General features: G+C 63.8%; 15 protein-coding genes. 6 read left to right on the top strand and 9 right to left on the bottom strand.

Annotation, left to right across the window (positions count from 1 at the left end; translation table 11 throughout):
* Position 1 precedes the first annotated feature (1 nt).
* Positions 2–736, top strand: coding sequence for a phosphoadenylyl-sulfate reductase (locus C0456_RS05270; protein WP_291049205.1), 735 nt, complete (start codon positions 2–4; stop codon positions 734–736).
* 217 nt (positions 737–953) lie between these two features.
* Here the strand turns inward: C0456_RS05270 and C0456_RS05265 are convergent, their stop codons facing one another.
* Positions 954–1,811 (bottom strand): RNA methyltransferase, encoded by an 858-nt coding sequence (locus C0456_RS05265; protein WP_291049203.1) that lies wholly within the window; start codon positions 1,809–1,811, stop codon positions 954–956.
* Positions 1,812–1,848: 37 nt separating this feature from the next.
* On the opposite strand from C0456_RS05265, the gene C0456_RS05260 reads away from it, so the two are divergent.
* Together C0456_RS05260 and C0456_RS05255 are read left to right on the top strand one after the other, a co-directional pair.
* Positions 1,849–2,418 carry a hypothetical protein gene (locus C0456_RS05260; protein ID WP_291049200.1) on the top strand — a complete coding sequence of 190 codons (570 nt, stop codon included), beginning with the start codon at positions 1,849–1,851 and terminating at the stop codon, positions 2,416–2,418.
* The gene (locus C0456_RS05255) at positions 2,415–2,933 is read left to right on the top strand and encodes a hypothetical protein (protein WP_291049198.1); all 519 of its coding nucleotides are present in this window, start codon (positions 2,415–2,417) and stop codon (positions 2,931–2,933) included. Before C0456_RS05260 ends, C0456_RS05255 begins: the two co-directional genes overlap by 4 nt.
* A 15-nt stretch (positions 2,934–2,948) precedes the next feature.
* Here the strand turns inward: C0456_RS05255 and C0456_RS05250 are convergent, their stop codons facing one another.
* The 8 genes from C0456_RS05250 to C0456_RS05215 form a co-directional block, all read right to left on the bottom strand.
* Positions 2,949–3,314 carry an RcnB family protein gene (locus C0456_RS05250; protein ID WP_291049196.1) on the bottom strand — a complete coding sequence of 122 codons (366 nt, stop codon included), beginning with the start codon at positions 3,312–3,314 and terminating at the stop codon, positions 2,949–2,951.
* A gap of 91 nt (positions 3,315–3,405) precedes the next feature.
* On the bottom strand, positions 3,406–3,738 hold the full coding sequence (locus C0456_RS05245; protein WP_291049193.1) for an RcnB family protein: 333 nt from the start codon (positions 3,736–3,738) through the stop codon (positions 3,406–3,408).
* A gap of 66 nt (positions 3,739–3,804) precedes the next feature.
* Positions 3,805–4,146: a hypothetical protein gene (locus C0456_RS05240; RefSeq protein ID WP_291049191.1), complete on the bottom strand. Its 342-nt coding sequence runs from the start codon at positions 4,144–4,146 to the stop codon at positions 3,805–3,807.
* Complete coding sequence (locus C0456_RS05235; RefSeq protein WP_291049189.1) at positions 4,127–4,444, bottom strand: type II toxin-antitoxin system RelE/ParE family toxin; 318 nt, start codon at positions 4,442–4,444, stop codon at positions 4,127–4,129. Before C0456_RS05235 ends, C0456_RS05240 begins: the two co-directional genes overlap by 20 nt.
* 167 nt (positions 4,445–4,611) lie before the next feature.
* Complete coding sequence (gene rpoH, locus C0456_RS05230; RefSeq protein ID WP_291049187.1) at positions 4,612–5,508, bottom strand: RNA polymerase sigma factor RpoH; 897 nt, start codon at positions 5,506–5,508, stop codon at positions 4,612–4,614.
* 410 nt (positions 5,509–5,918) lie between these two features.
* Entirely contained in the window at positions 5,919–7,046 is a 1,128-nt protein-coding gene (gene zapE / locus C0456_RS05225; RefSeq protein ID WP_291049185.1) for a cell division protein ZapE, read from the bottom strand.
* A 13-nt stretch (positions 7,047–7,059) separates the two neighbouring features.
* Entirely contained in the window at positions 7,060–7,674 is a 615-nt protein-coding gene (locus C0456_RS05220) for a rhomboid family intramembrane serine protease (RefSeq protein WP_291049182.1), read from the bottom strand.
* 96 nt (positions 7,675–7,770) lie between these two features.
* Positions 7,771–8,211: a response regulator gene (locus C0456_RS05215; RefSeq protein WP_291049180.1), complete on the bottom strand. Its 441-nt coding sequence runs from the start codon at positions 8,209–8,211 to the stop codon at positions 7,771–7,773.
* Between the two features lie 242 nt (positions 8,212–8,453).
* Here C0456_RS05215 and C0456_RS05210 point away from each other — a divergent pair, with 242 nt between their 5' ends.
* From C0456_RS05210 to C0456_RS05200, 3 genes are all read left to right on the top strand, one after another.
* A complete protein-coding gene (locus tag C0456_RS05210; protein ID WP_291049178.1) occupies positions 8,454–9,359 on the top strand; it encodes a GNAT family N-acetyltransferase in 906 nt (301 codons plus the stop codon).
* Positions 9,360–9,429: 70 nt separating this feature from the next.
* Positions 9,430–9,921: a GNAT family N-acetyltransferase gene (locus tag C0456_RS05205; protein WP_291049176.1), complete on the top strand. Its 492-nt coding sequence runs from the start codon at positions 9,430–9,432 to the stop codon at positions 9,919–9,921.
* Positions 9,922–10,040: 119 nt separating this feature from the next.
* Positions 10,041–11,390 carry an MFS transporter gene (locus tag C0456_RS05200; RefSeq protein WP_291049173.1) on the top strand — a complete coding sequence of 450 codons (1,350 nt, stop codon included), beginning with the start codon at positions 10,041–10,043 and terminating at the stop codon, positions 11,388–11,390.
* Positions 11,391–11,405 lie beyond the last annotated feature (15 nt).

The raw sequence follows: 11,405 nt of genomic DNA, 5'->3' as shown, positions 1-11,405 counted from the left end.
CATGGCCTTTGAAACCGAGATCCCAGAAGAGCCCAAAGCCCGGCTCGCGCGCCTCAACAGCGAGCTGCGCCAGGCCTCTGCGCAGGATATCCTTCGGGCCGCGATTGCCCGTGAATGGCCCGGCGAGCTGACCTATGTGTCCAGCTTTGGCGCCGAAAGCGTCGTCATGCTCGCCCTCATTGCCGAGGTCGACCCCTCGTTGCCGATCGTCTTCATCGACACCGGCATGCATTTCCCCCAGACGCTGGACTATAAGGACGAGGTGATCGCCCGCCTCGGCCTCACCGGCGTGCGCGAGATCACCCCTTCCGAGACCGAGCGCAAGGTGCTCGATCCGAAGAACATGCTCTGGAAAACCGATGCCGACGCCTGCTGCGCCCTGCGCAAGGTGCGCCCGCTGGAACCCGCGCTGGAAGGCTTCGGCGCCTGGATCACGGGCCGCAAACGCTTCCATGGCGGCGCCCGGATGAGCCTGCCGGTATTTGAATATGCCGATGGCCGCTACAAGGTAAACCCGCTCGCCAGCTGGACGCAGGCGGATGTCGACGCATACCTCGCCGAAAAAGATCTGCCCCGCCACCCGCTGGTCTCGCAGGGCTACCCCTCCATCGGCTGCTGGCCCTGCACCAAACCGGCCGCCGACCCCAGCGATCCCCGCTCCGGCCGCTGGGCCGGCCAGCAGAAAACCGAATGCGGCCTCCACGTAGACCGCAACGAACGGCCAAGGGTTTTTTAATTCCTTAAAAACTGTCATCCCGGCCAAAGGCGGCTCCGCCGCCGATTGAGCCGGGATCGCGGCTGTTGCTGAGCCCTTCGGGCTCAGCGCCGCTGCGCCTGCGCCTTGCTTGTGGGGCGCTCCGCATTTGAGCTCATCCTGAGCGAAGTCGAAGGATAGAGCGGGCTCCCCACGCTCGCCCATGGTTCGACTTCGCTCACCATGAGCTAGGTCAGCTTCACCCCCGCCCCGCAAACACAGAGCTAAGCGCAATCGCCGCCGCCGTCGCCACATTCACGCTGTCAAACCCCTCCGTCATCGGAATACGCACCGGCCGCGCCCGCGCGATCATCTCCGCTGGCAGGCCGGGCCCTTCAGCCCCCATCAGCAGCGCCACGCGCGGGGGCACCTTGAGCGCGGGCAGGGGCTCGGCATCCCGGCGCGGCGTCAGCGCCCACACCTCATGCCCGGCCGCCTCCGCCGCCGCGATCAGCCCGGCCCCCGTGCCACCTTGCGCAAAAGGCAGCCACAGCGCCGCCCCGGAAGACACCCGGATCGCCTTGCGGTAAAGCGGATCGCAGGACGCGCCGTCGAGCAGCACAGCGTCCGCCCCAAACGCCGCCGCATTGCGGAAACACGCCCCCACATTGTCATGATTGGAAAGCTCTGACAGCAATAACAACGTCGAACAGCGGGGCTCATCCTGAGCGAAGTCGAAGGATAGAGACCCGCATGCGCGCGAGGTCAGAAACTCCGCAGGCGGAACACTCGCCCCCTTGCGTCCACACGCCAGCACCCCCCGGTGCATCGGAAACCCCGCCACCGCGTCCATCACGCCCTGCGCGGCCACATACACCGGCACGCCTTCCGGCACTTCCGCCAGGAGATCGCGAAGCGGCCCCAGCCGCGTCTCGCACAGGAAGAGACTTTCCACTTCAAACCGGCCCCGCCGCAGCAGCGTCTCAAGCGTCACCTTGCCCTCAACGATAAACCGCCCGCCATGCCCGCCCGTCAGGTCGCGCTCGCGGATCGAGACATAGGCTTCCACGCGCGGGTCATCGGGGCGCTCAATGCGTATTGCCTGTTCGGGCTTCATCTGCTTGTCTCTCGGGCAACCTTACGGAGCGGGGAAAATGTCGGAGCCGGACGCTACGCAGCCTTATGAGCAAACGCCAGCCCCGCGCAAGTCGCGCCGGCTCTGGTGGATCATCGGCGGCGGCGCGCTGCTCCTCTATGTTCTGGGCAGCTGCGTCAAGGGCGGCATCGATCTTTACAAGGCCGTCACCGCCCGCAACGCCGCCACAGAGATGCTCGCCCAGCGCTTCATGGCCGAAGGTCTGCCGCCTGCGGATGATCCGGTCTATGCCCGCCGCGCCGGGGTCGATCAGGCCTCGCTCGATTCGCTGAACCGGTTCATGAAACAGTTCGGCAAGGTGTCGGAATTCACCCCCGCCGCCTGCAACATTGTCAGCAGCGCGCATTCCGATCCTGCCCAGTCGGGCACCTTCGCCAACTGCACGCTTGCAGCAAAGGCAGAGCTCTCCCCCGTCACCATCGCCGTGCGCTGGGTGCGGGAGGACGAGACCTGGAAACTCCTCGATTTCCAGACCCATTTCAGCGATAATACAGTGCTGATCGACAAGGCCGAAAAGCTCGACCGGATCGAGGCGGGCGAAGAAGCGCCTGAGCCCGCGCCGCAATGAGCCTGCCGGATCGTCCGAAGCCGGAAGTCTTCCACCGTCTTCGCCGGCCGCCCGTGCGCTTTCCCAGGGTGCTGAAAATAACGGCCCTGGTATTCCTTGGTCTGATGGTCCTGATGTTTGCCGGCTGCGCCTGGCTGTTCGGCGGCCTCCTCGCCAGCTCTCTGGAGCGGGTGGAGCCGACCCGCGCCCTGATCCTCTCGGTCACGGCGGAGGGCGGCTTCGCGCCGGCGGGCGATCCCCGCCTGGCAGAAGGTGCCCGGCTCTCCCCCGAAGCGCTTGCCCGCCTCAATGCCCAGATTGCTGAAACCGGCGGCGCCCTCTTCATCACAAAGCCGGGCTGTACCGCCCATTCCTATCGCGGCACGGAGGAACAGGAAGGGGACTTCGTCACCTGCCTCGCCCAAGCAGATTTCCTGAATAATGTTCAGCGGTTGGTCGAAGTCGTCTGGGTCCGCCAGCGCGGCGCCTGGTATGTCGATGATTTCACGATGCAGGATGCGCGGGCGGATGAATAGCGCCGCCCCGCCACTTCAGCCGCCGGGCAGGCCAAACACCGCTTCGGCAATATAGCCATCGCGCATATCCACGCGGTAAGCCCCGCGATCCACGCGCACCCAGCGATAGCCTTCGGGCGGCGGCGTGAGATGGTAGGATTTCCAGTCCCTGAATTCGGCCTGGCGGAATTGAGGCGGCAGGCGCTGTCCCTTGCCCCACATCAGGCTGCGGTCGCGGCTGATCAGCGGCGGGTCGCCCTGGTCGAAATCGTCGCCGCCGGGAAGCGCGCTGGCCAATTCTTCCGGCGCGCCGGCGTCGCCTGCCGCGGGCGGCTCGGCCATCATGGCAGGCGTTCCGCCCACGGCGCCAGCCAGCAGAATGATCATGGGGCGGACAAACATGGTCTTGAGCTCCTCTTCTGAAAGAGGCAACGCGCTTGTCCCGTCTCCGGTTCCCGGCGGGGCGCGCCCGCCAGGATTGGGGGCGTCCGCCTCAGTTGGACAGCGCGTTGACCAGCGCTTCGGCAATCAGGCCGCTGGCAATCTCCACGAGATAGGCGTCCTGATCCACATGCACCCAGCGGTAGCCGCGCGGCGGCTCTCGCAGGTCGTAATAGCGGTAATCGCGCACATACACTTCGCGGTAATGCACGGGCAGATACTCGCCCTTGCGCCACATCTTCTTGGCATGGCCGGGCGGTATCTTCCCCTGCTTGGCAAGGCCGGGGGGAAGGTCATGGCCGTGCCGGTGGGGCGGGTCGGCAAACGCAAAACTTCCCGCGCCAAGCGCGGCGGCCAGAAACGGAATGACAAGCTTGAATGACATTGTGAAACCTCTTTCCCTTTCCCGATCAACGCCGGAGCAGGGAGAGAGGTTCCGGGGGGAAGCCCGTCAGGCTGCCGCGGTGAGGGTCCAGTTGGGTTCAACGCCCAGCTCGGCGTGCAACTGCCGGATGATCAGGGAGAGGTTCGAGAGCGAAGGGTTGCCCTCGCTTGAGAGCATACGGTTGAGGCTGCGCGCCGGGATTTCCGTGCGGCGCGAGAGTTCTTCAAATCCGAGTCGACCCTTGATGAGGCTGCGAAGGGCATATTTGCCTTCTTCGTCCTGCCCGGCCGCGATCTGTTCCAGGGCATAGGCAAGCATGCCGATTGCTTCCTCATCATTGGCATAGAGCTCGCGCAGATAGTCCAGATGAGCGCGGGAAGGGGCAATTCTATTTTTGTCTGTTTTCATGATCCGACAGCCTTTCTCTCGCGATCCTGATGTCTCTGTCCTGCGAACGTTTCATGCCCGAAATCAGCAGAAGGATAATTTCGTCATTCTGGATGGCGTAATAAACTCTCAGCCCGCCTTCAGCGTGTATCCGGTGCTCCCGCAACTGGCCGCCCAGTGATTTCCAGTCGCCGAAATTGCCGTCCTCCATCCGCTCGATGGCAGCCAATACGCGCCGTCTTGCACGGGATGAAAGCGCATCAACTGATTTGCCGAACTGGTCTTCGCCGTCTTCATCCACATAATGTTCTGTCCGCATCAGAGACCCCGCATAACCATCGTGAACGCGGCGGGGCTATGCCCCTAATCTCCTAAGCATGTGCATGACATATATGTCACTTCAAGGGAAAGTTCAACCCAATTGGAAAGCCGCGCCCCTTTTGAGGAGGCGCGGCTTCAGACAATCTCCAAAAAGGAAAGCGCCGGTCACGCCCCCACAGGCAGGCCCTGTTCCTTGGCCATCCGCTTCATCGCCTTCTGCAGCTTCTCGAAGGCGCGCACTTCAATCTGCCGGATGCGCTCGCGGCTGACATTGTACTGCTCCGACAGCTCTTCCAGCGTCTTGGGCTCGTCGATCAGGCGCCGCTCGGTCAGGATGTGGCGCTCGCGCTCGGAAAGGTCTTCCATCGCCTGCGTCAGCAGGTCCATCCGCGCGTCGAGTTCCTGGCGGTTGGCGAAGGTTTCAGCCGTGCCCGGCTCGTCATCGGCGAGCCAGTCCTGCCATTCCATGTCGCCGTCCGCGCCCATCGGCACGTTCAGCGAGGCGTCAGAGCCGCTCATCCGCCCGTTCATCGAATACACTTCGTCTTCGGTGACGTTCAGCTTCTCGGCGATCAGCCGGGCCTGTTCGGGCTTCAGGTCGCCTTCTTCCAGCGCCTGCATCTCGCCCTTCAGGCGGCGCAGGTTGAAGAACAGCTTCTTCTGCGCGGCCGTGGTGCCGAGTTTCACCAGGCTCCAGCTGCGCAGGATGTATTCCTGAATGGCCGCGCGGATCCACCACATCGCATAGGTGGCGAGGCGGAAGCCCTTGTCGGGATCGAATTTCTTCACCGCCTGCATCAGGCCGACGTTCCCTTCGGAAATCACCTCGGCCATCGGCAGGCCATAGCCGCGATAGCCCATGGCAATCTTCGCCACCAGGCGCAGGTGGGAGGTCACCATCTTCTCGGCCGCTTCGGTGTCTTCATGGTCGCGCCACCGGCGCGCCAGCATGAATTCCTCATTCTTCTCGAGCATCGGGAATTTGCGGATTTCGCTCAGATACCGGCTCATGCCCTGTTCGGGGCTGAGGGCAACGGAGCTTTTTGCGTTCGCATTCGCCATGTTCATTCCTCCTTCTCGGAACCGGCCCCGTCCTTGAGCGGCGGCCTGTTCCCATCCTTGGGGCTCACCTGAAACCTTAGCCCCGCTCAGCGGCGGCGTCGCCTCCAGGCGCGCGCAATTCATTCATCGCGCAGATGCATAAATAGGAATTGCGGCAGGCATGTGGAAGAGGGCCGGCCAAGGGTTTCCCGCCGGGTTCACACCTTCGTGTTGTCTGCTCCGGGCCGGGCACTTTGGGGCCGGTCCTGAAGGGAATGTAAGAAACCGTCCGCGCAGTGCAAGTTGTGGCCATCACCGTGCCGGAAGTGTCCGGATTTGTCCAAAACTGTCCGGATTTGTCCATCCGGTGTCACGGCCTGTCCCGCCCCGGTCCCGGAAAGTCCCAAAAATGTCCTTGTTTTTCAAAGCATTCAGCTCAGATCAACATCCTGGCGTTCGAGGCTTAAATAATCTTTCGATCTCATCTCAAAAAGCCGGCTCGCCGTCCGCTCGAATTCAAACGCTCCGTCCCCTTCGGGGTAAAGCGCGCCCGGCTCTGCCTCCGCGCTCGCCACCAGCTTCACCTTCGCCTCGTAGAGGGCGTCGATCAGGCTGATGAAGCGCATCGCCTCATTCCGCTTGTCCGGAGAGAGCAGGGGGATGCCCTCCAGAATCACCGTGTGAAAAGTCCCAGCAATTGCAAGGTAGTCGATCGGGCCCAGCGGCCGCGCGCACAGCTCCTCGAAGGTAAACCGCGCCACCCCGGCGGCCTCGCGGCTCACCTCCAGCTTGCGGCCCTTCACCGTCAGCACGCAATGCTGCGGCTCGGCCCCCAGCGTCAGCCGGTCCCAGGCCTTGTCCAGCGCGGCGGCGCTGGCGGCGTTCAGCGGAGCATACCAGACGGGCGCCTCCACCAGCCGGTCCAGCCGGTAATCGCGCGCCGATACCAGCTCCAGCACCGCGCAGCGCTCCTTCAACTCCTTGATAAAAGGAAGGAAAAGCTGTCGGTTGATGCCATCCTTGTAAAGCTCGTCCGGGTGGCGGTTGGACGTCGCCACCACCGTCACATTCCTCTGGAACAGCTGATCGAACAGCCGCCCCAGGATCATCGCATCGGCAATCTGCGTCACCTGAAACTCGTCAAAGCACAGCAGCTTCGCCTCTGCCGCAATCTGCTTGGCCACCGGCGGGATCGGGTCATCCCCGGCCGATTTCACCCGCCAGGGCGAACGCTTCTTCTCCGCGTCCGTCATCTTGCGCCAGATGCCGAGGCGCTCATGCACCTGCGCCATGAACTCATGGAAATGCACCCGGCGCTTGGGCCGGGTCACGGCCTCGCCGAAGAACAGGTCCATCAGCATGGATTTGCCCCGGCCCACGCCGCCCCAGAGATACACCCCGCGGATCGGCTGAGGCTTTGAAAACAGGCCGGATTTTGGCGGATTGGCCAGGCGCGCTGCCAACTCGTCCAGGATATTGGCGGCCTCGGCCTGCGCGGGGTCTACCGACAGCGCGCCGCTCGCCACCTTCGCCTCATACTTCGCGCGCACACCGCCCATTGCCCTGCCGCCTTCAGCCGAACTTCTGGGCGACCTGCGCCATGAAGCGCGTCCACACTTCCGGCGCCACCAGCAGGGTTGTCACGATGCCCACCACCGCCCCACCCAGATGCGCCTCATGGCCAATGATCCGGTCGGCCCGCTGCGAGAAGATATAGCTCAGCACCACGAAGGCCACGCCAAACACGATGCCCCACATCGGAATGATGAACAGAAACAAGAGGGTGGAGAAGGGCGCGATCATGCAGAAGGCCAGGATGATACCCGATAGCGCGCCCGAAGCGCCCGCCGCGCGGTATTCCGGATTGGACCGGTTCCACAGATAGGCCCAGACGCTGCCGCCGATCAGCGCGGCCAGATAGATGATCAGGAAGTTCACGCCCCCCAGCACATGCTCGATCACCGGGCCGAACATGTAGAGGCCGTACATGTTGATGAAGAGGTGAAACCCGTTCACATGCAGGAAACCCGAGCTGATCAGCCGGTGCCATTCCCCCTGGTCGCGCATCGGGCCGACCCACAGGATGTTCTGCGCGTTGAAGGCCGGGCTGCGCAGCGCAATCAGGCTGGCAAACACGTTGAGCACGATCAGTGACAGTGTGGCCGGGTAGGAAAAGATGTCTGCCATGCGCCGCTTGTCTTTCCCAACAGATGTAAAAACCGCCCGAAGGGCCTTCGGGCGGCTTAGCAAGTCTGGCCATGGGGCGGCAAGCGCCCAGCCGCGTCAGGCGGCGCGAACGGTGCTGCGCGCGCCGGCCGCCGGCATCAGTTCCAGCAGGAAATCCTCGAAGGATTCAGGGCGCTGGATGAAGCGGTTGAAGTTGAGGCCCGCCTTGAAGACCGCCTGCGGGTGGATGTTGGCGCCGCAGCGGGCTGCCGAAGACACCACCTCGTCGCGCTCCGGCCGGGAAGAGGCAACCGCGATCCGGTGCTTGCCCATATTGGCCACGCGGGCGACCGCCATATCCACATCATCGCCGGTTTCCGGCAGCTGCAGATCGACGATCACGAGATCAAAGCGCTCAAGGCGCAGGCGGCGCTCAGCGGCCAGCAGGCCTTCCGCCATGACAAGATCCACCGGAATACGCGCGCGCGCGGCCTTGTCGGCTGCATGCGCCAGCATCGTACGCACCGGCTCGTGATCTTCGATCCAAAGCACCTTCATGAAACTCAACCCCATTGGATGTTTTTGAATGGCAGCGGGGTAAGAGGTGTTAAGCCGCTGCCCGTCTGATGTTCACAATGCCACGCTCGTCTTGCGTCTTGGTAAAGCGAAACTTTCCGAAGTATTGAAATTCCGATGGATTTCAGGGCTGGCGACCGCGAAAAACCTCCATCTTTCCGATTTCGCCGGGCGGCTCTATGCTTCCCGCACACCTATTTGGGGTGGAAGGAAACTCACGCTCTATGACGGACGAACCGGTCCCCCATCCTGTTGCGCCTGCTGCACAATCGGCATTTCTGCCCGAAGCAGGGCGCAATGACACGCATATCGTCGATGTGCTGATCCAGGAACGCTGCCCCCGCCTGCGCGCCAGCCCGGCCTGGCCGGTGGCCCGGCCGCTGCTTTATTCTATCCTGGGTTACGGAAAGGCCCGCCGGATGGCCGATGAGCTCGTTCAGCTGACGGGAAGAGAAAGTTTTGACCGGCTTTCAAAACAATTGGCGTTCAATATTTCCGCCGATGGCCTCGACCGCCTGCCGCAGCAGGGCCGCTGCATCATTGCCGCGAATCATCCCACCGGCCTCGCCGACGGCATCGCCGTCTGGGATCTCCTGAAACAGAAGCGCCAGGATATCGTCTTTTTCGCCAATGCGGACGCGATAAGGGTCAATCCGCGCTTTGAGGATGTCATCATCCCGGTCGAATGGGTGGCGGAGAAACGCTCGCCCGCCAAGACACGCGAAACCCTGAAGCGCGCGGCCGCCGCCTTTGCCGAGGAGAAATGCGTCGTCATCTTCCCCTCCGGCCGGCTCGCGCGGAGGGAAGGGAGCCAGATGATCGAGAAGGCGTGGTTTCCCACCGTGGTCGCCCTCGCCCGCAAGCAGGGCGCCCCGGTCATCCCGCTCAATCTCGATGCGCGCAATTCCGATCTTTTCTACCTTTTCTCTCAGCTCTCGGGCGAGCTGCGCGACATCACCCTCTTCAACGAACTCCTCAACAAGCGCGGCGCCCGTTTCCGGATGACCTTTGGCGAGACCATTCCGCCGGAGGTGCTGGCCGGAGACCCCGTCGCCGTGACCGAAGCGCTGAAGGCACATGTCGCCTACGCCCTTCTGGAGAACCGCGACGCGCGCTTCCGCCCGGCGTAAACCAAAGGCAGGCGGGCGTTCACACCAAGGCGCTTGCGGGGCGGGCAAATGCGCCCTAGAGCGCGCCGCCATGATCGAGATTGTACCGGAAACCCCCAGCCAGCATGCCGAGGCGATCGAAGCCCTCTTCGATGTCACCTTCGGCCCTGGCCACTTTGCCAAGACGGCAGAGCGCCTGCGCGAGTATTCCCACTCGCTGCCGGAGGTGAACCGTGTTGCCCTCGACAACGGTAAAGTGATCGGCGTTTGCCGCGTCTGGCCACTGGTCGTCGGGCCCGCGCGCATGCCGGCGCTGTTCTATGGCCCGGTCGCCGTGGACCCGGCCTATCGCGGCAGCTTCCTCAGCCTGAAGATTACCGAAGCCGCGCTCGAGGCCGGCAGGCAAGCTGGCTGGCCGGCTGCGATTCTGATCGGTGCCCACAGCCTCTTCGGCAAGGTTGGCTTCACCGTCGCCCCGCGCGGCCGCCTGACTTTCCCCGGCCCTCAGGACCCGTCGCGCGTCATGATCCGCGATCTGGCAGGTGATGCCAGCCTGCTCGAAGGCCTCGTCACGGCGCCCTGATTTCTGCTTGCAGGCTTTCAAAGCCGCTGACACACTCTTCTCCAGCGCAAAAGACCGCACATAAAAACCTCGCCCGCCCATGAGGCGAGGGGCTGGCCGGCTGCGCTTCGGGAGGAAGTATGGCCGACATTGTGACCGGCCAGGACGAGCCGGTACGGCCACAGGCCGGCCTGCGCGAAGTTCTGGGATCACTCCGCCAGCCGAAGGTCGCCATCGCGATGGTCTTCGGCATTGCCACGGGCATGCCGCCGGTGATGGTCGGGGTCACGCTCGGCTACTGGCTCCGGCAGGAAGGCATCGCGCTCACCGCCATCGGCTTCATGGGCTGGGTCGGAATTTTCGTCTCCGCCAAATTCCTCTGGGCGCCCTTTGTGGACTGGATCCGGCTGCCCATCATCGGTAAGCGGCTCGGCCATCGCCGCTCCTGGATGCTCCTTGGGCAGATCTTCGTCACCCTCGGCATTCTCGGCATGGCGTTCACCGGGCCCTCCGGCGGGCTCGCGGTGTTTGCCGGCTTTGCCATGCTCACTTCCTTTGCCGCCGCCACGCAGGACATTGCGGTCGATGCCTGGCGCATCGAAAGCGCGCGGGATGAAGAGCAGGATCTGATGGCCTCGGCCTATATCCTCGGCCTGCGTTCGGGCTATTTCCTCGGCAATGTGCCGCTGTTGGCCGCCTCCGGCATCGTCGGCTGGCAGATGGCATATGCCTTTGCCTCGCTCGGCGGCATCGCAGGCCTGTCAGCGCTTCTGCTGGCGCGCGAGCCCCAGAAACCGCGCCATTTCGAGCCGATGACGGGCCTTGCGTCTGTCGGCGGCGCGCTCGTCCGTCCCGTGAAGGTTTTCTGGCAGGATCATGGCCGCAACCTCTATGTCTTCCTGCCGCTGATTGCTCTGTTCTTCCTGCCCGATGGCTTGATCGTCCCGATGGTTGGGCCCCTTTATATAGACCTTGGCTTTTCCACCGCCGAGATTGCCGGCATGCGCACCGCCATCGGCTTTCCCGCCACGCTGGGCGGGGTGGTGGCCGCAGGGCTCATCGGCCTGCGTTTTGGCACGGTGGCGGCCATGGCCATCGGCGTCACGCTCGCGGCGCTGTCCAATCTCGGTTTCTGCATCCTTGCCCTGTCGGGCGGCTCGAAGCTCATCTGGGCGGGTGTCACTGTGGTGGAAGGCTTCAGCGGCGGCCTCGCCATGGCGGCCATCGTCGCCTGGGCCAGCCGCCTGACCAATCCCATCGCCACCGCCGCGCAATTCGCCCTGCTTTCCTCGCTGATGTCTCTGCTCAGCGGTTTCCTCGGCGGCTTTGCCGGGCTCGGGGTCACCGCGCTGCAGGGTGTGTCCGGCTCCTCCATGGGCGGCTTTGCTCTTTATTTCTCGCTGAGCCCGCTGGCCGCCATCCCGCCGCTGATCCTCATCTGGATGGTCCGCCAGCGGATGAAGCAGGCAGGCGCAGCGCTTCCGCCCTAGAGCAGAGAAGGGGCC

The organism is Hyphomonas sp., from assembly GCF_013823385.1.
Lineage (GTDB): Bacteria > Pseudomonadota > Alphaproteobacteria > Caulobacterales > Hyphomonadaceae > Hyphomonas.
The sequence above is the reverse complement of the archived record's forward strand: the minus strand, read 5'-3'. Positions and strand labels throughout refer to the sequence as shown.